Below are 17,571 nucleotides of genomic sequence, written 5' to 3' on the forward strand. Positions count from 1 at the left end.
CATGGAAGCGAAAGCCATCCTGCGCAGCGCGCGCATCTCCCCCCAGAAGGCCCGTCTCGTCGCCGACCAGGTCCGTGGCCTGCCGGTCGAGCGCGCTCTGAGCCTGCTCAAGTTCTCCGACAAGAAGGTCGCGGGCATGATCTACAAGGTCGTGTTCTCCGCTGCCTCGAACGCCGAGAACAACCTCGGCGCGGATGCCGACGACCTGCGCGTCAAGACCATCATGGTCGACGAAGGTCCGACGCTGAAGCGCTTCATGGCGCGGGCCAAGGGCCGCGGCACCCGCATCCTCAAGCGCACCAGCCACATCACTGTGGTCGTGGGCGCAGGCAAGTAAGGCGGAGCAGACTCATGGGTCATAAAGTTCATCCCACCGGTATCCGCCTGGGCATTGCCAAGGACTGGAACTCGAAGTGGTTCGCCAACAAGAAGCAGTACGCCGGGTACCTGGCGGCTGACCTCAAGGTCCGCGCCCTTCTTCGCAAGAAGCTGGCCGCCGCCGGCATCTCGAAGATCCTCATCGAGCGTCCTGCCAACAACGCGCGCGTCACGATCCACACCGCCCGTCCGGGCGTGGTGATCGGCAAGCGTGGCGAGGACATCGAGAAGCTGCGTAAGGAAGTCAGCGACGTGATGGGCGTTCCGGCGCACATCAACGTGTCGGAGGTTCGGAAGCCGGAACTCGACGCGCAGCTCGTCGCCGAGTCCATCGCGCAGCAGCTCGAGCGTCGCATCATGTTCCGCCGCGCGATGAAGCGTGCGGTCGGCAACGCGATGCGTCTCGGTGCGCTGGGCATCAAGGTCAACGTCGCAGGCCGCCTCAACGGTGCGGAAATCGCCCGTTCGGAGTGGTACCGCGAAGGCCGCGTGCCGCTTCACACCCTCCGCGCCGATATCGACTACGGCTTCGCTGAAGCGAAGACCACGTACGGGATCATCGGTATCAAGACCTGGATCTACAAGGGCGAGATCTTCGACTTCGCCCAGGTCGGCCAGGAAAAGCAGGAAGAGAACTCGTCGCCGCGCGGCGAGCGCTCGGACCGCGGTGATCGTGGCGATCGCAATGATCGTCGCGGCCGCGAGCAGAGGTAATCGCCATGCTGCAACCCAAGCGAACCAAATTCCGCAAGATGCACAAGGGCCGCAATGACGGCCTGAGCTGGAGCGCGAACGCCGTCAGCTTCGGCGAGTTCGGTCTGAAGGCAACCGCCCACGGCCAGCTCACCGCGCGTCAGATCGAAGCGGCACGCCGCGCGATCAGCCGCTACGTCAAGCGCGGCGGCAAGATGTGGATCCGCGTGTTCCCCGACAAGCCGATCACCCAGAAGCCGATCGAAGTCCGAATGGGCTCGGGTAAGGGCAACGTCGAGTACTGGGTCGCGCAGATCCAGCCCGGCCGCATGATTTACGAGATCGAGGGCGTCAGCGAGGAAGTCGCGCGCGAAGCGTTCCGTCTTGCCTCGGCCAAGCTCTCCGTCACCACCACCTTCGTTACCCGGACGGTGCGCTAATGGAACTCAAGGAACTTCGCATGAAGTCGGCCGACGAGCTGAATACCCATCTGACCGACCTGCACAAGGAGCGTTTCGCGCTCCGCATGCAGCAGGCCACGGGTCAGCTCGCCAAGAGCCACAACGTCCGCCGCGTCCGTCGCGAGATCGCTCGCACGATGACGCTGCTGGGCCAGAACCAGAAGTAAGGACCCGCCATGACCGACAACAATACAGAGAAGGCAATTCGCACGGTCGAAGGTCGCGTCGTCAGCAACAAGATGGACAAGACCGTAACCGTGCTCATCGAGCGCCAGGTCAAGCACGCGCTGTACGGCAAGTACATCCGTCGCTCGTCCAAGCTGCACGCGCATGACGCCGACAACTCCTGCAACGAGGGCGACATCGTCCGCCTGCAGGAAATTGCGCCGATGTCGAAGACCAAGAACTGGCGCGTGGTGCAGGTCGTCACCCGCGCGGCCGGTTAAGAGGAGAGCTAATCATGATCCAGATGCAGAGCTACCTCGACGTGGCCGACAATTCCGGCGCAAAGGAAGTGATGTGCATCAAGGTGCTGGGCGGCTCGAAGCGCCGTTACGCCGGCATCGGTGACATCATCAAAGTGTCCGTCAAGGACGCGATTCCGCGCGGCAAGGTGAAGAAGGGCGACGTCTATGACGCCGTCGTCGTGCGCACCCGCAAGGGCGTCCGTCGTCCCGACGGTTCGCTGATTCGTTTCGACGGCAATGCCGCCGTGCTGCTCAACAACAAGCAGGAGCCGATCGGCACCCGCATCTTCGGACCGGTTACGCGCGAGCTGCGTACCGAAAAGTTCATGAAGATCGTGTCGCTCGCCCCTGAAGTTCTCTGAGCGGAGGAAAATTCATGAACCGTATCCGCAAGGGCGACCAGGTGGTCGTTACAGCCGGCAAGGACAAGGGCAAGCAGGGCGAGATCGTCCGCGTGCTCGGCGACAAGGTCGTTGTGTCCAATGTCAACGTGGTCAAGCGCCACACCAAGCCGAACCCGCAGGCGGGTCAGCCAGGTGGCGTCATCGAGCGCGAAGCGCCGATCCACGCGTCCAACGTGATGGTCCTCAACCCGGCGACGGGCAAGGGCGAGCGCGTTGCTTTCAAGGTGCTGGAGGATGGACGCAAATTGCGTGTGTTCCGCTCCAGCGGTGAGGCGGTTGACGCCTGAGGAATGCAGAAATGACCACCCGTCTCGAAAAGTTCTACAAGGACGAAGTCGTCCCGCAGCTCATCCAGAAGTTCGGCTACAAGAACGTGATGGAAGTGCCGCGTCTGGACAAGATCACGCTCAACATGGGCGTCGGTGAAGCCGCGACCAACAAGAAGATCCTGGAAAACGCGGTCGCGGACATGACCAAGATCGCGGGCCAGAAGCCGATCGTGACGAAGAGCCGCGTGTCGGTCGCTTCGTTCAAGATCCGCGACGGCTGGCCGATCGGCGCGAAGGTGACCCTGCGCCGCGCCAAGATGTTCGAGTTCCTCGATCGCCTGGTGAACATCTCGCTTCCGCGCGTCCGCGACTTCCGCGGCGTGTCGGGCAAGTCGTTCGACGGCCGTGGCAACTACAACATGGGCGTCAAGGAACAGATCATCTTCCCGGAAATCGATTTCGATCAGGTCGACGCGCTGCGCGGCATGGACATCGCGATCACCACGACCGCGAAGACCGACGCCGAAGCCAAGGCGCTGCTCGAAGCCTTCCGCTTCCCGTTCCGCAACTGATCCCTAAGGACGACACACATGGCTAAGACCTCCATGGTCAACCGCGAGATCAAGCGCGCGAAGCTCGCCAAGCGTTACGGCGCGAAGCGTGACGAGCTCAAGAAGATCATCGCCAGCGACACCGCTTCGTACGAAGACAAGATGGACGCGGTCGTCAAGCTGCAGAAGCTGCCGCGTGACTCCTCGCCGTCGCGCCAGCGCAACCGTTGCGCGCTGTCGGGCCGTCCGCGTGGCGTGTATCGCAAGTTCGGCCTCGGCCGCAACATGCTTCGCAAGGCAACGATGAACGGCGATGTGCCCGGCCTCCGCAAGGCGAGCTGGTAACATAGTCGGCTTCACCGCGGCGGGGCGACTCGCCGCGGCTTACAACTGAAATTCGCAATCCCGCGGATATCGGTGCTTCTCATAAGGAAACTCTCATGAGCATGACTGATCCCATCGCCGACATGCTGGTCCGCATCAAGAATGCGGCGGCTGTTCGGAAGCAGACGGTTACGATGCCGTCGTCCAAGATCAAAGCCGCGATCGCCGGCGTGTTGAAGGAAGAGGGCTACATCCTCGACTTCCGCACCGCTGAAGCGGGCCCGGGCAAGACCCAGCTCGAAATCGCGCTGAAGTATTACGAAGGCCGTCCGGTGATCGAGCGTCTCGAGCGCTTCTCGCGTTCGGGTCGTCGCCAGTACCGCGGCAAGGGTGAGCTTCCGAAGGTGCTCAACGGCCTCGGTATCTCCATCATCTCCACCTCGAAGGGCATCATGACCGACTCGCAGGCGCGCCAGCAGGGCGTCGGTGGCGAAGTCCTGTGCGTCGTGGCTTAAGGGAGGAATCGACATGTCCCGAGTTGCCAAGAAGCCGGTCGCCCTTCCGAAGGGTGTCGAGCTCAACATCCAGCCCGAGTCGATCAGTGCCAAGGGTCCGAAGGGCTCGCTGAGCGTCCCGAAGCCGGTCGCGATCGACGTCAAGATCGAAGACGGCACCGCCGTGTTCACGACGCCGGATGCCGCGCTGATCCCGCTCACCGGTACGCTGCGCGCCATCCTGGCCAACATGGTCAAGGGTGTCTCCGACGGTTTCGAGAAGAAGCTCGAGCTCGTCGGCGTCGGCTACCGCGCGTCGATGCAGGGCAAGGACCTGAACCTCTCGCTGGGGTTCTCGCACCCGGTCGTGTTCCCGGCGCCGGAAGGCATCACCATCACCACGCCGACGCAGACCGAGATCCTGGTCGCGGGCACCGACAAGCAGCTCGTCGGTGAAGTGGCCGCCAAGATCCGTGGCTTCCGTCCGCCGGAGCCCTACAAGGGCAAGGGTGTGAAGTACGCGGGCGAAGTGATCATTCGTAAGGAAGCCAAGAAGGCCTAATCCGGCCGGGCGCCGCCGAACGCGGCGCCGGACCTTCCGCCTTCAGCTTTCGAGGACAAGACCATGCTTAAGAAAATCGCTCGCCTTCGCCGCGCCAAGTCGACCCGCTCGCACATCCGTGTGCTCGGCGTGCCGCGCCTGTCGGTGCTCCGCACCGGCCAGCACCTGTACGCCCAGATCTTCTCGTCCGACGGCTCGAAGGTCCTCGCATCCGCGTCGACCCTCCAGTCCGACGTCCGCGACGGCCTGAAGAACGGCAAGAACGCTGACGCCGCCACCAAGGTCGGTCGCACGATCGCCGAGAAGGCCAAGGCCGCCGGCATCGAGAAGGTCGCATTCGACCGTTCGGGCTACCGCTATCACGGCCGCATCAAGGCGCTCGCCGATGCCGCCCGCGAAGGTGGCCTGCAGTTCTAAGAACGGCTTCGCCGTTCGGCCTGCCGGTGCAGTCGTGCACCGGGCAACGGCGCGGATTCCCGCGCCGTTGATGCACCCGCGGTAACACACAACCATAAGCGGCCACGCCGCAAATCCTTTCACTACAGAGAATCAACATGGCAGAAGAACGTCAGCAGCGCGGTCGCGATCGTGATCGCAACCGCGAGGAAGTCGACGACGGCATGATCGAGAAGCTGATCGCGGTCAACCGCGTCAGCAAGACGGTCAAGGGCGGTCGCCAGTTCACCTTCACCGCATTGACGGTGGTGGGCGACGGCAACGGCAAGGTCGGTTTCGGTTACGGCAAGGCGCGCGAAGTGCCGGTCGCGATCCAGAAGTCGATGGAGCACGCGCGCAAGTCGATGGTGAAGGTCGATTTGAACAACGGCACGTTGTGGCACACGGTCAAGGCCGGCCACGGCGCAGCCCGCGTGTTCATGCAGCCCGCGTCCGAAGGTACCGGTGTCATCGCCGGCGGCGCGATGCGTGCGGTACTCGAAGTGGCGGGCGTCAAGAACGTCCTCGCTAAGGCCGTCGGTTCGCGTAATCCGATCAACCTCGTGCGCGCCACGATGCGCGGCCTGACCGACGTCCGGTCGCCGTCGCAGATCGCGGCCAAGCGCGGCAAGAAGGTGGAGGATCTGGTCCATGGTTAAGAACCAGGCTGTCGAGGGCGGCACCGTCAAGGTCCGTCTGGTCAAGGGTCTTCGCGGCACGCAGTCGATTCATCGTCTGTCGGTGCGCGCGTTGGGTCTCAACAAGATCAACGATGTTCGTGAACTGAAGGACAGCCCGCAGGTACGCGGCCTGATCAATAAGGTTCACTACCTCGTTCGCGTCGAGGAGTAATCGACCATGCGTATGAATACATTGCAGCCCGGCGACGGCGCCCGTACCGAACGCAAGCGCGTCGGTCGTGGTATCGGTTCCGGCCTGGGCAAGACCTGTGGTCGCGGCCACAAGGGTTCGTTCGCGCGTTCGGGCAAGGGCAAGATCAAGGCCGGCTTCGAAGGCGGTCAGATGCCCATGCAGCGTCGCCTGCCGAAGATCGGTTTCCGTTCGACCACGGCGAAGGAATCGTCCGAAGTGCTGCTGTACGCACTGGAAGGTCTTGAAGCCGGCGAGATCAGCATCACTTCGTTGAAGGCGGCAGGTCTCGTGGCGCCGAACGTGAAGAAGGTGAAGATCGTCAAGAAGGGCGACGTCACCAAGGCGTTCGTTCTGAAGGGCGTGTCGGCAACGGCAGGCGCTAAGGCGGCGATCGAAGCCGCTGGCGGTTCGATTTCGGAGTAAGGGCCTGATGGCGCGTAGCAGCAATTCGATGGCCGGCCTCGGTGGCGGCGTCGGTAAGTTCACCGAGCTTCGCCAGCGACTTCTTTTCGTCGTCGCGGCGCTGATCGTCTATCGAATCGGCTGCTACGTCCCGGTCCCGGGCGTGAATCCCCAGGCGATGGTCGACTTCATGTCGACCCGCCAGGGGACGATCGTCGACATGTTCAACATGTTTTCGGGCGGTGCACTGCATCGCCTGAGCCTGTTCGCACTGAACGTCGCGCCGTACATCTCGGCGTCGATCGTGGTCCAGCTGCTCACGCAGATGGTGCCGAGCCTGAAGGCCATCCAGAAGGAAGGCGAATCGGGTCGGCGCAAGATCAACCAGTGGTCGCGCCTCGGCACGATCCCGCTCGCCGTGTTCCAGGCGTGGGGCATCGCGACCTGGCTGCAGACCGCGACCGCACCGGGCGGCACGCCGGTCGTGTACGCGGGTGGCCCCGGTTTCATCATTACTGCGGTCGTCGCATTGACGGCCGGCACGGTTTTCCTGATGTGGCTCGGCGAGCAGATCACCGAGCGCGGCATCGGCAACGGCATTTCGCTGCTAATCTTTGCCGGCATCGTGTCGCGAATCCCGGCCGAAGTGATCAACATGTTCGGCCAGATCCGCGACGGCGACATCAGTGCGCCCGCCGCGCTGATGACGCTCGCGCTGGTCCTCGGTTTCACGTACTTCGTGGTGTTTGTCGAGCGCGGCCAGCGCCGCATCACAGTGAACTACGCGCGTCGCCAAGGTGGTCGCAGCGCCTACCAGAACCAGACGTCGTTCCTGCCGCTGAAGCTCAACATGTCGGGCGTCATCCCGGCGATCTTCGCGTCGAGCATCGTCATGTTCCCGGCCACCGCCGCCACATGGTTCAGCCAGAACAACTCGCAGTCGTGGCTGCTCAAGCTCAGCCAGATGCTGTCGCCCGGCGAGCCGCTGCACATGATTCTGTACGCGGCGCTGATCATCGGCTTCGCATTCTTCTACACCGCTCTCGTCTTCAACTCGCAGGAAACTGCCGAGAACTTGAAGAAGTCCGGTGCGCTCATTCCGGGTATCCGTCCGGGCCGCGCGACCGCCGACTACATCGACGGCGTGCTGACGCGACTGACGGCTGCCGGCGCGGTGTACCTGGTGCTGGTGTGCCTGCTGCCGGAGATCATGCGCACGCAGCTCGGTACCTCGTTCTACTTCGGCGGCACGTCGCTGTTGATCGTGGTCGTGGTGGTGATGGACTTCATTGCGCAGATCCAGGCGCACCTGATGTCGCACCAGTACGAGAGCCTGCTCAAGAAGGCGAATCTTCGTGGCGGCAACCGCGGCCGCTGATGCGGCCGCTTGCAGTCCTCACGCGGGCTGCACGGCTCGCCGTTTGATGGCATAATGGCGCGCTGAGTGGCGCCTGCTGCTCCAGGCCAGGATGGCCGATCGGTTTGAATCCCGGCCGGGATGGCGAAACGAAACACGACGCGGTACGTCGACCCTCGAGTCGGCGCCGCACATGGGCGACCCGGGCGGCAGTCCCGCGCACGGGTGGACCCTTGGCCATACGCGTGCCTGAGGAGCGCGCGGGGCCGGGCAGGGCGGTTCGCCGCAATGTCCGGTACAGCCGGGGTTCGTCGCCGGAGCATGGGCACACTCCCCATGCCGGGTCGAAGCGGTTCGCCGCATCGGCTCCAAGCAAGCCGGGACACACCAATTTCGGGTTTTTTCTCGAGAGTTCACCGCCGGGCGCGAGCCGGGCGCATTTCAGTTTGGAGATCGCCTCATGGCGCGTATTGCAGGTGTAAACCTGCCTGCCCAGAAGCACGTCTGGGTGGGGCTGCAGAGCATCTACGGCATTGGCCGTACCCGTTCCAAGCAGGTCTGCGAGTCGGCGGGCGTCAAGCCCACGACGAAGATCCGTGACCTGTCCGAGCCGGAAGTCGAGCGCCTGCGTGGCGAAGTCGGCAAGTTCGTGGTCGAGGGCGACCTCCGCCGCGAGATCGGCATGGCCATCAAGCGCCTGATGGACCTCGGTTCGTACCGCGGCCTCCGTCACCGCCGCGGCCTGCCGCTGCGTGGTCAGCGCACCCGGACCAATGCTCGTACCCGCAAGGGTCCGCGCAAGGCCATCAAGAAGTAAGGAACCGACATGGCCAAGCCTGCCGCGAAAGCTCCGAAGAAGAAGATCAAGCGCGTCGTCACTGACGGCATCGCGCATGTCCACGCTTCGTTCAACAACACCATCATCACGATCACCGACCGCCAGGGTAATGCGCTGTCGTGGGCGACGTCGGGCGGCGCGGGTTTCCGCGGTTCGCGCAAGTCGACCCCGTTCGCCGCGCAGGTCGCCGCCGAAAAGGCCGGTCGCGCTGCGATGGATTACGGCGTCAAGGCGCTGGAAGTCCGCATCAAGGGCCCGGGTCCGGGTCGTGAATCGGCCGTACGTTCGCTCAACAACGTCGGCTACAAGATCCTCAACATCATCGACGTGACGCCCATCCCGCACAACGGATGCCGTCCGCCGAAGAAGCGCCGCGTCTGAGGAGGAATAAGACATGGCACGCTATATCGGTCCTACCTGTAAGCTCGCGCGCCGCGAAGGCGCCGACCTCAGCCTGAAGTCGCCGGCCCGCGCCCTCGACTCGAAGTGCAAGCTCGAGCAGAAGCCCGGCCAGCACGGCGCCACCGCCCGCAAGGGCAAGCTGTCCGACTACGCCACCCAGCTTCGCGAGAAGCAGAAGGTCAAGCGTATCTACGGCCTGCTGGAGCGTCAGTTCCGCAACTACTACAAGAAGGCTTCGAACCGGAAGGGCAACACCGGCGAGAACCTGCTGCAGTTGCTCGAGACGCGTCTCGACAACGTCATCTATCGCATGGGCTTCGCGGTCACCCGCGCGGCTGCTCGCCAGCTCGTCAGCCACCGCGGCGTCACCGTCAACGGCAAGATCGTCAATCTGCCGTCGTACCAGGTGAAGGCCGGGGACGCGATCGCGCTCGCCGAGCGCGCGCAGAAGCAGCTCCGTGTGCAGGAGGCCCTGACGGTCGCCCAGCAGATGGATCTGTCGCCCTCGTGGATTGAAGTCGACGCGAAGAAGTTCGCCGGCGTCTTCAAGTCGGTTCCGGACCGTGCAGACCTGCCGGCCGACATCAACGAAGCGCTCATCGTCGAGTTGTACTCGAAGTAATTTCATCCGGGCCGGCGTGACGACGTCGGCCCCCAGGAGAAGCCACAACATGACGGTTACCGCCAACCAGGTATTGCGCCCGCGTGGTCCCCAGATCGAGCGCCTCACCGGCAATCGCGCCAAGGTCGTCATCGAGCCGCTCGAGCGCGGCTACGGTCACACCCTCGGCAATGCGCTGCGCCGCGTGCTGCTTTCGTCGATCCCCGGGTTCGCAATTACCGAGGTGGAGATCGATGGCGTGCTCCACGAGTACACCACGGTCGAAGGCCTCGAAGAGGATGTGCTCGAGGTTCTGCTGAACCTCAAGGACGTCGCGATTCGCATGCACACGGGTGACAGCGCGATGCTGTCGCTCAACAAGTCGGGCCCGGGCGTCATCACCGCTGGTGACATCCGCACCGACCACAACGTCGAGATCATCAATCCGGAACACGTTGTCGCGCACCTGACCAAGGACACCGCGCTCAACATGCGTCTGAAGATCGAGCGTGGCTACGGCTACCAGCCGGCAGCCGCGCGTCGTCGTCCGGACGAGGAGACCCGCGCCATCGGTCGCCTGATGCTGGACGCGAGCTTCTCGCCGGTCCGTCGCGTCGCCTACGCGGTGGAAGCCGCGCGCGTCGAACAGCGCACGGACCTCGACAAGCTGGTTCTCGACATCGAAACCAACGGCACGATCGACGCCGAGGAAGCCGTCCGCACCGCGGCCGACATCCTTACCGACCAGCTGTCGGTGTTCGGCGACTTCACGCACCGCGAGCGCGGCGCTGCGAAGCCGGCGACCGGTGGTGTCGACCCGCTGCTGCTGCGTCCGATCGATGATCTCGAGCTGACGGTTCGTTCGGCCAACTGCCTCAAGGCCGAGAACATCTACTACGTCGGCGACCTGATCCAGAAGACGGAAGTCGAGCTGCTCAAGACGCCGAACCTCGGCAAGAAGTCGCTCACCGAGATCAAGGAAGTGCTCGCGCAGCGCGGGCTCGCGCTCGGCATGCGCCTCGAGAACTGGCCGCCGGCCGGCATCGCGTCGCACGGAATGATGGGGTGAGTCGCCGCTGCTAGAACGCGAAAGCGTTCTGCGGCGACGAACGCCTGCGCCGCTGGCGCAGGCAGGGCAACGAGAGAACTAGCTTCCCTCGTTGCCCGCTTCTCCAGCTTCAGCAACACGACGCAGCGCCGCATCTCAAGCGCCACGTAGCAAGACCCGCTTGAATGCCTAGGCATCCAAGCACTGGCTCCCGTCCTCACCGACGGGATCCCGCTCCATCCGACGGGCGCATAAGCCCGCGGCAATCCGGTCAGGACGACCGGATCCGGACCATCCGCAGTCCACAGCGTCAACGCCGGGATGGCGACAGCGAAATCCAGCAGTTCCAACATTCACTTAGGAATCGATCGCCATGCGCCACCAGAAAGCCGGCCGCAAGTTCAGCCGCACCAGCGCTCACCGCGATGCCATGTTCACCAACATGGCGGCGTCGCTGATCAAGACGGGCCTGATCCGTACCACGCTCCCGAAGGCCAAGGAGCTCCGTCGCGTTGCCGAGCCGCTCATCACGCTTGGCAAGACCGACGGCGTCGCCAATCGCCGCCTTGCCTTCTCGCGCCTGCGCGACAAGGAAGCGGTGGGCAAGCTGTTCATCGAGCTCGGCCCGCGTTACCGCGAGCGTCCGGGCGGTTACCTGCGCATCCTGAAGTGCGGCTTCCGCGCTGGCGACAATGCTCCGATGGCGTACGTCGAGCTCGTCGACCGTCCGGATGCGGCGCGGTAAGTAGTACCGAAGTATCGATCGGCGACTTCGGTCGTCGGTCGCGACAGAAACCCCGGCTTGCGCCGGGGTTTTTGCGTTGTGGAGAGCGTGGATCAACGCCCGCGTGCGAGGCGTGCTCCGTAGTGCGGCTCGCCTCGCTGCACGAATCACGATGAACCTCATTCCCTCGCACGCTTTGCGTCCTGCACGTCTGCCTGCGACCATGGCCGCATCACGGGGATCACGTCGCCTTATGGCTCTCAATCCGTTCCGCGCTTCATTCCGCACCCAGTTCCTGTTGGGTTTCGTCGCCTGCTGCGCGCTGATGGCGTACGCGCTGTACGCCGAACACGTGCTCAAACTCGAGCCGTGCCCGCTGTGCATCTTCCAGCGCATCGCGGTGATGTCGCTCGGGCTCATCTTCCTCATCGGTGGACTCGTCGGCCCCAAGCGGCCGGGCGCTCGTCGCGGCTGGGGACTCGTCGCGTTGATACCCGCGCTTGCGGGCATCGGCATTGCCGGTCGTCACGTGTGGATCCAGCACCTGCCGCCCGAGCAGGTGCCGTCGTGCGGGCCGCCGTTCGCGTTCCTGCGTGAAACGCTGCCGTTCATCCAGCTCATCCGCAAAGTGCTGACCGGTGACGGACAATGCGCCAAGATCGAATGGACGTTCCTCGGTCAGTCCATGCCGGTGTGGACGCTGATCTGTTTCGTGGTTCTGGCGATCTGGATCGCGTTCGCCGCGTTCCGTCGAAGGTGAGGTAGATGGCAATCAACGACAACCTGCAGGCCGTGTCGCTCCCACGCGAGTGGAGCGCGCAGTCGTGGCGTGCGCGCCCGGCGATGCAGATGCCGCAGTATCCCGACGCCGGCGAGTTCGAGTCCGCGCTCGCAGAGCTACGCCGCCTGCCGCCGCTGGTGACGTCGTGGGAAATCCTCAGCCTCAAGCAGCAACTCGCCGAAGCGCAGGAAGGCAAGCGCTTCCTGCTGCAGGGTGGCGACTGTGCGGAAAACTTCGACGAATGTTCGTCGGACGTCATCTCCAATCGCCTGAAGGTGTTGCTGCAGATGTCGCTCGTGCTCGTGCACGGCATGCGCAAGCCGGTCGTGCGCGTCGGTCGTTTTGCCGGTCAGTACGCGAAGCCGCGTTCCACCGACATGGAAACGATCGACGGCGTCAGCCTGCCGAGCTATCGCGGCGACATCGTCAACGCGCCGGCATTCACGCCCGAGGCGCGACGCCCGGATCCGCGACGCATGATCAAGGCGCATGCGCGCTCGGCGATGACGATGAACTTCGTCCGCGCGTTGATCGATGGCGGCTTCGCCGACCTGCATCACCCGGAGTACTGGGATCTCGGCTGGGTCGGCCATTCGCCGCTCGCCGACGAATACCGCCGCATGGTCGCTGCGATCGGCGACGCGGTGCGCTTCATGGAAACGCTGTCGGGCGCAGAGGTGCACAACCTCAATCGCGTCGACTTCTATACCTCGCACGAAGCCTTGCTGCTGCCGTACGAGGAAGCGCTGACGCGCCAGGTGCCGCGCAACTGGGGCTGGTTCGATCTCAGCACGCATTACCCGTGGATCGGCATGCGCACTGCGCAGATCGACGGCGCGCACGTCGAATTCCTGCGTGGCATCCGCAATCCGATCGCGGTGAAGATCGGTCCGTCGGTGACGCCGGACATGTTGATCAAGCTGGTCGACGTCCTGAACCCCGAAGACGAAGCCGGGCGCCTGACGTTCATCCATCGCATGGGTGCATCGCATATCGCGGCGAAGCTTCCGCCGCTGCTCGATGCGATGCGGCGCGACGGCCGCCGCGTGCTGTGGGTCTGCGACCCGATGCATGGCAATACCGAGGCGACGGCGAACGGATACAAGACGCGTCGCTTCGCGAACATCGCGGGCGAAGTCGAAACTGCGTTCGACCTGCACGCCGCGGCGGGAACGCGCCTGGGTGGCGTGCATCTCGAACTTACCGGCGAAGACGTCACCGAGTGCCTCGGTGGCGCGCGCGAGCTCAAGGAAATCGATCTCGAGCGCGCGTATCGCAGCAGCGTCGATCCACGTCTCAACTACGAGCAGGCGCTGGAAATCGCGATGCTGATCGTGCGCAAGCAGACGCAGATCAGCGCGCCGGTGTAAGTACGCAATCTTCGACTGTTTCGAGTTCCAATCGACGGCTCCGCGAGCGAATCGCGGGGCCGTTCTGTTTCGAGCCTACGATCTAGTGACTTGCGACGGTGCTGACGTCATCGATCGTCTGTAGATAACGCGGTGCCGTGCGTGCATGCGTCGCCTGTTCGAACGAATACGCGAGTTCGATCAGGCGCGGCTCGCTCCACTTCTTGCCGAGGAAGACAAGGCCGAGCGGCAGCCCGTGCGCATCGCCCATCGGCACGCTGATGCTCGGATAACCCGCGACCGCCGCGGCGCCGTAGCCTGCGCCGCTGAAGTGATCGCCGAGTACCGTGTCGATGCGCCACGACGGACCGGTCGACGGCGCGATCAGTGCATCGAGCTTCTGGCGCTTGAGCGCGGCATCGATGCCTTCCGGGCCCGCGAGGCGACGCGCGTTGTCGCGTGCGGTCTTGTATTGCGAGGACGACAACGCCGGCGCCTTCATCGACTGCTCGAACAGTTCCTGCCCGAAGTAGGGCATCTCCTGCGTCGCGTGCGCGTTGTTGAACTCGATGATGTCGCGCAGGTGGCGCATCGGTGCGTCGGCCTGGGCGAGGTAGGACTCGAGGCCCGGTCGGAACTCGGCGGTCAGCACGGTGTTCTCGGCGTCGTCCCATTTGCCCGCGGTCGGGATGGAGGCATCGACGACCGTCGCGCCCGCGGCCTTCAGCGCCGCGATCGCGCGATCGAAGGCGGCGTCGACCTCCGGGTGGTAGCCCGCGCTCTTGCGCAGCACGCCGATGCGCGCGCCCTTGAGCGCGTCGGGTTTCAGGTGCGCGGTGTAGTCGACGGATTTCGGCCGCGATTTGCCGCCGTAGGCCGGGTCCTTGGAGTCGGGCGCCGCGATCGCGGTCAGCACGGCCGCGGCGTCGGCGACGCTGCGCGCCATCGGGCCGGCAGTGTCCTGGCTGACCGAGATCGGCACGATGCCCTTGCGGCTGACGAGTCCCACCGTCGGCTTCAAACCGACCACGCCCATCACCGACGCCGGGCAGATGATGCTGCCGTCGGTCTCGGTGCCGATCGCTGCCGACGCGAGACTTGCCGCGGCCGCGGCACCGCTACCGGAACTGGAGCCGCACGGATTGCGATCCAGCGCATATGGACTGCGCGTCTGGCCGCCCGCGCCGCTCCAGCCGGAGATCGAGCGCGTGGAGCGGAAGTTCGCCCACTCGCTGAGGTTGGTCTTCCCGAGAATCACTGCGCCGGCGTCGCGCAGGCGTTTGACGAGGAAGGCGTCGTGCGAGGGGCGATTGTCGGAGAGCGCGAGCGAGCCTGCGGTCGTCGCCATTGGCGTGGCGTCGATGTTGTCCTTCAGCAGGATCGGGATGCCGTGCAGCGGTCCGCGCACGTGGCCGTCGCGGCGTTCGGCGTCGAGCGCATCGGCTTCTCGCATCGCATCGGGATTGAGCGCGAGCACTGCGTTGAGTCGCGGACCGCCGTCGTCGATCGCGGCGATGCGGTCGAGGTAGGACTGCGTCAACGCATGACTCGTCAATTCGCCCTTGGCCATGCGCGCGGACAGCGTCGCGATGTCGGCGTCTTCGAACGGGAAGCGGAAATCCGTCGCGGCGGGCGCGGTGACGGTCATCGTCGGGCCGCCCGTATCGGGCTCGGTCTTCGACGAGGTCGCACAACCGGCGAGCGCGGTTGCGAGGAGAAGGGCAGGCGGAGCGAGGCGCATGGCGGTCTCCAGAAGGACACGCCAGCATCCAACGATGCGGTCAGCCGGGCAAGCGGGCTCGGCGTCGGATCAGGTCACGCGCGAGCACGTAGACCACGACGACGTTGATGACGAGCACGCTGATCGCCGGCCAGCCGGGGTGGTGCCAGAGCGCATAGACGTCGAAGGGCAGGTAGATGGCCGCGGCGAGGCAGCCCAGCAGCGACGCCCAGACCTTGTCGCGCCACAGGCCCCAGGCCTCGACCGCGTGCAGCACGCCGTAGACGAAGGCGATGGCGGCAGTCGCATGCACGGCGCCCGGGCTGATCGCATTCGCGAGCCAAGCCAGCGGGCCGTCGGTCGAGCTCAGTTCGAAATGCCGGATCAGCACGTGGACCGCGCTGCGCAGCGGCAGCGGGCCCAGGATCTCGAGCCCGCTCGCAGCTAATAGAGCGAGCAGGCCCTTCGTGCCTTCGACCAGTGCGATCGCGCGCAACCCGGGATGGGCGCGCGGATTCGTGTTGTACGGGCGGGGGTGGTCCGTCACCGGCGGGAGTGTACCGACTCAGCCCTTGCGCGATTCACGCTTACGGTCGGTTTCCGTCAGGAACTTCTTGCGCAGACGGATTTCCTTGGGCGTGACTTCGACGAGCTCATCGTCCTCGATGAAGTCCAGTGCCTGCTCCAGCGTGTACTTGATCGCCGGGCTCAGCTGGATCGCATCGTCCTTGCCCGAAGCGCGCATGTTGGTCAGCGGCTTGGTCTTGATGGCATTGACCGTGAGGTCGTTGTCCTTCGAGTGGATGCCGATGAGCTGGCCCTCGTAGACCATGTCGCCTTCCGCCGCGAACAGGCGGCCGCGTTCCTGCAGCGGTCCGAGCGAATACGCCGGCGTCGCGCCCGGCGCATTGGCGATCAGCACGCCGTTGATGCGCTTGGCGATCGCGCCCTGTTCCTTCGGGCCGTAATGGTCGAACACGTGGAACAGCAGGCCGGAGCCCTGCGTCAGCGTGCGGAATTCGTTCTGGAAGCCGATCAGGCCACGCGCCGGGATCATGTAGTCCAGACGCACGCGACCCTTGCCGTCGGATTCCATGTTCTTCAGCTGCGCCTTACGCGTGCCCAGCTTTTCCATGACGCCGCCCTGGTGCACTTCCTCGATGTCCACCACCAGCTGCTCGACCGGCTCCATCATCTGGCCGTCGATTTCCTTGATGATGACTTCCGGACGCGACACCGCGAGCTCGAAGCCTTCGCGACGCATGTTCTCGATCAGCACCGACAGGTGAAGCTCGCCGCGGCCCGAGACGAGGAACTTGTCCGGGTCCGAACCTTCCTCGACCTTCAGCGCGACGTTGTGCAGCGTCTCGCGCTCGAGGCGCTCGCGCAGCTGGCGGCTGGTGAGGAACTTGCCGCCCGACAGATCCTTGTTACCCGCGAACGGCGAGTTGTTGACCTGGAACGTCATCGAGATCGTCGGCTCGTCGACGGTCAGCGCCGGCAGCGCCTCGGGTGCGTCAAGAGCACACACGGTGTCGGAAATGCTGAGGTCCTGCACGCCGGAGATGGCGATGATGTCGCCGGCTTCGGCTTCCGGCACTTCGATGCGCTCGAGGCCCATGAAGCCGAGCACCTGCAGCACCTTGCCCTGGCGCTTCTTGCCTTCGCGATCGACCACGCTCACCGGCATGTTCGTGCGCACCTTGCCGCGCTGCACGCGGCCGACGCCGATCAGGCCGACGAAGTTGCTGTAATCCAGCTGGCTGATGCGCATCTGGAACGGGCCGTCCGGATCGACCTGCGGCGGCGACACGTGCTTCATGATCGCTTCGTAGAGCGGGGTCATGTCGCCGCTGCGCGCGCTGTCGTCGAGGCTGGCGTAACCGTGCAGCGCGGACGCGTACACGATCGGGAAGTCGAGCTGTTCGTTCGTCGCGCCGAGCTTGTCGAACAGGTCGAACACCTGGTCGATGACCCAGTCGGGACGCGCGCCGGGGCGGTCGATCTTGTTGACGACGACGATCGGCTTGAAGCCCATCGCAAACGCCTTCTGCGTGACGAAGCGCGTCTGCGGCATCGGGCCGTCCATCGCGTCGACGAGGATCAGCACGGAGTCGACCATCGACAGCACGCGCTCGACCTCGCCACCGAAGTCGGCGTGGCCCGGCGTATCGACGATGTTGATGCGATTGCCGTTCCAGGTGATCGCGGTGTTCTTGGAAAGGATCGTGATGCCACGTTCCTTTTCCTGGTCGTTGCTGTCCATGACGCGCTCGGCGAGCACGGTGCGCTCGTTGAACGTGCCGGACTGCTTGAGAAGGCAATCGACGAGGGTGGTCTTGCCATGGTCGACGTGAGCGACGATGGCGATGTTGCGCAGGCGTTCGATAGACATGCGAAGAGACGCCTTAAGGCGCAAGCTGAGAAGGGAAGCCGGC

At 64.5% G+C, this 17,571-nt stretch carries 26 protein-coding genes; 23 read left to right on the top strand and 3 right to left on the bottom strand.

Translation table 11 applies throughout. The features are described from left to right. The first annotated feature begins 1 nt into the window (after position 1). The 23 genes from rplV to ACVWWW_RS04875 all read left to right on the top strand — a co-directional run bounded on the left by rplV (position 2) and on the right by ACVWWW_RS04875 (position 13,434). Entirely contained in the window at positions 2–337 is a 336-nt protein-coding gene (gene rplV / locus ACVWWW_RS04765) for a 50S ribosomal protein L22 (RefSeq protein WP_027082412.1), read from the top strand. A 14-nt stretch (positions 338–351) separates the two neighbouring features. Continuing rightward, positions 352–1,092 (top strand): 30S ribosomal protein S3, encoded by a 741-nt coding sequence (gene rpsC, locus ACVWWW_RS04770; protein WP_027082413.1) that lies wholly within the window; start codon positions 352–354, stop codon positions 1,090–1,092. A 5-nt stretch (positions 1,093–1,097) separates the two neighbouring features. Further along, positions 1,098–1,511, top strand: a complete 414-nt coding sequence (rplP, locus tag ACVWWW_RS04775) for a 50S ribosomal protein L16 (RefSeq protein ID WP_027082414.1) — start codon at positions 1,098–1,100, stop codon at positions 1,509–1,511. Beyond that, positions 1,511–1,699, top strand: a complete 189-nt coding sequence (gene rpmC / locus ACVWWW_RS04780; protein ID WP_027082415.1) for a 50S ribosomal protein L29 — start codon at positions 1,511–1,513, stop codon at positions 1,697–1,699. Before rplP ends, rpmC begins: the two co-directional genes overlap by 1 nt. Before the next feature lie 9 nt (positions 1,700–1,708). Continuing rightward, positions 1,709–1,978 (top strand): 30S ribosomal protein S17, encoded by a 270-nt coding sequence (rpsQ, locus tag ACVWWW_RS04785; protein ID WP_027082416.1) that lies wholly within the window; start codon positions 1,709–1,711, stop codon positions 1,976–1,978. Between the two features lie 14 nt (positions 1,979–1,992). Next, on the top strand, positions 1,993–2,361 hold the full coding sequence (gene rplN / locus ACVWWW_RS04790; protein WP_027082417.1) for a 50S ribosomal protein L14: 369 nt from the start codon (positions 1,993–1,995) through the stop codon (positions 2,359–2,361). A 14-nt stretch (positions 2,362–2,375) separates the two neighbouring features. Next, positions 2,376–2,690 carry a 50S ribosomal protein L24 gene (gene rplX, locus ACVWWW_RS04795; protein ID WP_027082418.1) on the top strand — a complete coding sequence of 105 codons (315 nt, stop codon included), beginning with the start codon at positions 2,376–2,378 and terminating at the stop codon, positions 2,688–2,690. Between the two features lie 11 nt (positions 2,691–2,701). Continuing rightward, a complete protein-coding gene (rplE, locus tag ACVWWW_RS04800; RefSeq protein ID WP_027082419.1) occupies positions 2,702–3,244 on the top strand; it encodes a 50S ribosomal protein L5 in 543 nt (180 codons plus the stop codon). 18 nt (positions 3,245–3,262) lie between these two features. Continuing rightward, positions 3,263–3,568: a 30S ribosomal protein S14 gene (gene rpsN / locus ACVWWW_RS04805; protein WP_027082420.1), complete on the top strand. Its 306-nt coding sequence runs from the start codon at positions 3,263–3,265 to the stop codon at positions 3,566–3,568. 95 nt (positions 3,569–3,663) lie between these two features. Further along, positions 3,664–4,062 (top strand): 30S ribosomal protein S8, encoded by a 399-nt coding sequence (gene rpsH / locus ACVWWW_RS04810; protein WP_027082421.1) that lies wholly within the window; start codon positions 3,664–3,666, stop codon positions 4,060–4,062. Between the two features lie 13 nt (positions 4,063–4,075). Continuing rightward, positions 4,076–4,603: a 50S ribosomal protein L6 gene (gene rplF / locus ACVWWW_RS04815; protein ID WP_027082422.1), complete on the top strand. Its 528-nt coding sequence runs from the start codon at positions 4,076–4,078 to the stop codon at positions 4,601–4,603. Between the two features lie 63 nt (positions 4,604–4,666). Next, the gene (rplR, locus tag ACVWWW_RS04820; protein WP_027082423.1) at positions 4,667–5,020 is read left to right on the top strand and encodes a 50S ribosomal protein L18; all 354 of its coding nucleotides are present in this window, start codon (positions 4,667–4,669) and stop codon (positions 5,018–5,020) included. A gap of 137 nt (positions 5,021–5,157) precedes the next feature. Further along, on the top strand, positions 5,158–5,697 hold the full coding sequence (gene rpsE, locus ACVWWW_RS04825) for a 30S ribosomal protein S5 (protein ID WP_036141738.1): 540 nt from the start codon (positions 5,158–5,160) through the stop codon (positions 5,695–5,697). After that, the gene (gene rpmD, locus ACVWWW_RS04830) at positions 5,690–5,890 is read left to right on the top strand and encodes a 50S ribosomal protein L30 (protein ID WP_027082425.1); all 201 of its coding nucleotides are present in this window, start codon (positions 5,690–5,692) and stop codon (positions 5,888–5,890) included. Before rpsE ends, rpmD begins: the two co-directional genes overlap by 8 nt. Before the next feature lie 6 nt (positions 5,891–5,896). Further along, the gene (rplO, locus tag ACVWWW_RS04835; RefSeq protein ID WP_027082426.1) at positions 5,897–6,334 is read left to right on the top strand and encodes a 50S ribosomal protein L15; all 438 of its coding nucleotides are present in this window, start codon (positions 5,897–5,899) and stop codon (positions 6,332–6,334) included. A 28-nt stretch (positions 6,335–6,362) separates the two neighbouring features. Beyond that, a complete protein-coding gene (gene secY, locus ACVWWW_RS04840) occupies positions 6,363–7,691 on the top strand; it encodes a preprotein translocase subunit SecY (protein ID WP_456954669.1) in 1,329 nt (442 codons plus the stop codon). 439 nt (positions 7,692–8,130) lie between these two features. After that, positions 8,131–8,487, top strand: a complete 357-nt coding sequence (gene rpsM, locus ACVWWW_RS04845; protein ID WP_027082428.1) for a 30S ribosomal protein S13 — start codon at positions 8,131–8,133, stop codon at positions 8,485–8,487. 9 nt (positions 8,488–8,496) lie between these two features. Then, a complete protein-coding gene (gene rpsK, locus ACVWWW_RS04850) occupies positions 8,497–8,889 on the top strand; it encodes a 30S ribosomal protein S11 (RefSeq protein ID WP_027082429.1) in 393 nt (130 codons plus the stop codon). A 13-nt stretch (positions 8,890–8,902) separates the two neighbouring features. Then, a complete protein-coding gene (rpsD, locus tag ACVWWW_RS04855) occupies positions 8,903–9,532 on the top strand; it encodes a 30S ribosomal protein S4 (protein WP_027082430.1) in 630 nt (209 codons plus the stop codon). 49 nt (positions 9,533–9,581) lie between these two features. Further along, positions 9,582–10,580 carry a DNA-directed RNA polymerase subunit alpha gene (locus ACVWWW_RS04860; RefSeq protein WP_027082431.1) on the top strand — a complete coding sequence of 333 codons (999 nt, stop codon included), beginning with the start codon at positions 9,582–9,584 and terminating at the stop codon, positions 10,578–10,580. A 352-nt stretch (positions 10,581–10,932) separates the two neighbouring features. Then, on the top strand, positions 10,933–11,304 hold the full coding sequence (gene rplQ, locus ACVWWW_RS04865; protein ID WP_027082432.1) for a 50S ribosomal protein L17: 372 nt from the start codon (positions 10,933–10,935) through the stop codon (positions 11,302–11,304). 232 nt (positions 11,305–11,536) lie between these two features. Next, positions 11,537–12,043: a disulfide bond formation protein B gene (locus tag ACVWWW_RS04870; RefSeq protein WP_027082433.1), complete on the top strand. Its 507-nt coding sequence runs from the start codon at positions 11,537–11,539 to the stop codon at positions 12,041–12,043. Between the two features lie 5 nt (positions 12,044–12,048). Continuing rightward, positions 12,049–13,434, top strand: a complete 1,386-nt coding sequence (locus ACVWWW_RS04875; protein WP_051234917.1) for a class II 3-deoxy-7-phosphoheptulonate synthase — start codon at positions 12,049–12,051, stop codon at positions 13,432–13,434. A gap of 82 nt (positions 13,435–13,516) precedes the next feature. Here the strand turns inward: ACVWWW_RS04875 and ACVWWW_RS04880 are convergent, their stop codons facing one another. Genes ACVWWW_RS04880 through typA form a run of 3 tightly spaced genes read right to left on the bottom strand, consistent with a single transcriptional unit; the run spans position 13,517 to position 17,528 of the window. Next, the gene (locus ACVWWW_RS04880) at positions 13,517–15,154 is read right to left on the bottom strand and encodes an amidase (protein WP_051234919.1); all 1,638 of its coding nucleotides are present in this window, start codon (positions 15,152–15,154) and stop codon (positions 13,517–13,519) included. A 40-nt stretch (positions 15,155–15,194) separates the two neighbouring features. Then, positions 15,195–15,680 carry a DUF2127 domain-containing protein gene (locus ACVWWW_RS04885; protein ID WP_036141743.1) on the bottom strand — a complete coding sequence of 162 codons (486 nt, stop codon included), beginning with the start codon at positions 15,678–15,680 and terminating at the stop codon, positions 15,195–15,197. An 18-nt stretch (positions 15,681–15,698) separates the two neighbouring features. Next, positions 15,699–17,528 carry a translational GTPase TypA gene (gene typA / locus ACVWWW_RS04890; protein ID WP_027082436.1) on the bottom strand — a complete coding sequence of 610 codons (1,830 nt, stop codon included), beginning with the start codon at positions 17,526–17,528 and terminating at the stop codon, positions 15,699–15,701. Positions 17,529–17,571: the final 43 nt, after the last annotated feature.

Source organism: Lysobacter sp. HA18, from assembly GCF_054057595.1.

Bases quoted from the DNA above. Each gene is read 5' to 3' on its own strand.
- rplF (WP_027082422.1), top strand. From the start codon at position 4,076: ATGTCCCGAGTTGCCAAGAAGCCGGTCGCCCTTCCGAAGGGTGTCGAG.
- rpmC (WP_027082415.1), top strand. From the start codon at position 1,511: ATGGAACTCAAGGAACTTCGCATGAAGTCGGCCGACGAGCTGAATACC.
- rpsM (WP_027082428.1), top strand. From the start codon at position 8,131: ATGGCGCGTATTGCAGGTGTAAACCTGCCTGCCCAGAAGCACGTCTGG.
- rplX (WP_027082418.1), top strand. From the start codon at position 2,376: ATGAACCGTATCCGCAAGGGCGACCAGGTGGTCGTTACAGCCGGCAAG.
- rplR (WP_027082423.1), top strand. From the start codon at position 4,667: ATGCTTAAGAAAATCGCTCGCCTTCGCCGCGCCAAGTCGACCCGCTCG.
- ACVWWW_RS04870 (WP_027082433.1), top strand. From the start codon at position 11,537: ATGGCTCTCAATCCGTTCCGCGCTTCATTCCGCACCCAGTTCCTGTTG.
- rpsQ (WP_027082416.1), top strand. From the start codon at position 1,709: ATGACCGACAACAATACAGAGAAGGCAATTCGCACGGTCGAAGGTCGC.
- rplE (WP_027082419.1), top strand. From the start codon at position 2,702: ATGACCACCCGTCTCGAAAAGTTCTACAAGGACGAAGTCGTCCCGCAG.
- rplV (WP_027082412.1), top strand. From the start codon at position 2: ATGGAAGCGAAAGCCATCCTGCGCAGCGCGCGCATCTCCCCCCAGAAG.
- ACVWWW_RS04860 (WP_027082431.1), top strand. From the start codon at position 9,582: ATGACGGTTACCGCCAACCAGGTATTGCGCCCGCGTGGTCCCCAGATC.
- typA (WP_027082436.1), bottom strand. From the start codon at position 17,528: ATGTCTATCGAACGCCTGCGCAACATCGCCATCGTCGCTCACGTCGAC.
- rpsE (WP_036141738.1), top strand. From the start codon at position 5,158: ATGGCAGAAGAACGTCAGCAGCGCGGTCGCGATCGTGATCGCAACCGC.
- ACVWWW_RS04880 (WP_051234919.1), bottom strand. From the start codon at position 15,154: ATGCGCCTCGCTCCGCCTGCCCTTCTCCTCGCAACCGCGCTCGCCGGT.
- rpsN (WP_027082420.1), top strand. From the start codon at position 3,263: ATGGCTAAGACCTCCATGGTCAACCGCGAGATCAAGCGCGCGAAGCTC.
- rplO (WP_027082426.1), top strand. From the start codon at position 5,897: ATGCGTATGAATACATTGCAGCCCGGCGACGGCGCCCGTACCGAACGC.
- ACVWWW_RS04875 (WP_051234917.1), top strand. From the start codon at position 12,049: ATGGCAATCAACGACAACCTGCAGGCCGTGTCGCTCCCACGCGAGTGG.
- rpsH (WP_027082421.1), top strand. From the start codon at position 3,664: ATGAGCATGACTGATCCCATCGCCGACATGCTGGTCCGCATCAAGAAT.
- rpsC (WP_027082413.1), top strand. From the start codon at position 352: ATGGGTCATAAAGTTCATCCCACCGGTATCCGCCTGGGCATTGCCAAG.
- secY (WP_456954669.1), top strand. From the start codon at position 6,363: ATGGCCGGCCTCGGTGGCGGCGTCGGTAAGTTCACCGAGCTTCGCCAG.
- rplQ (WP_027082432.1), top strand. From the start codon at position 10,933: ATGCGCCACCAGAAAGCCGGCCGCAAGTTCAGCCGCACCAGCGCTCAC.
- rpsK (WP_027082429.1), top strand. From the start codon at position 8,497: ATGGCCAAGCCTGCCGCGAAAGCTCCGAAGAAGAAGATCAAGCGCGTC.
- rpsD (WP_027082430.1), top strand. From the start codon at position 8,903: ATGGCACGCTATATCGGTCCTACCTGTAAGCTCGCGCGCCGCGAAGGC.
- rplP (WP_027082414.1), top strand. From the start codon at position 1,098: ATGCTGCAACCCAAGCGAACCAAATTCCGCAAGATGCACAAGGGCCGC.
- rpmD (WP_027082425.1), top strand. From the start codon at position 5,690: ATGGTTAAGAACCAGGCTGTCGAGGGCGGCACCGTCAAGGTCCGTCTG.
- rplN (WP_027082417.1), top strand. From the start codon at position 1,993: ATGATCCAGATGCAGAGCTACCTCGACGTGGCCGACAATTCCGGCGCA.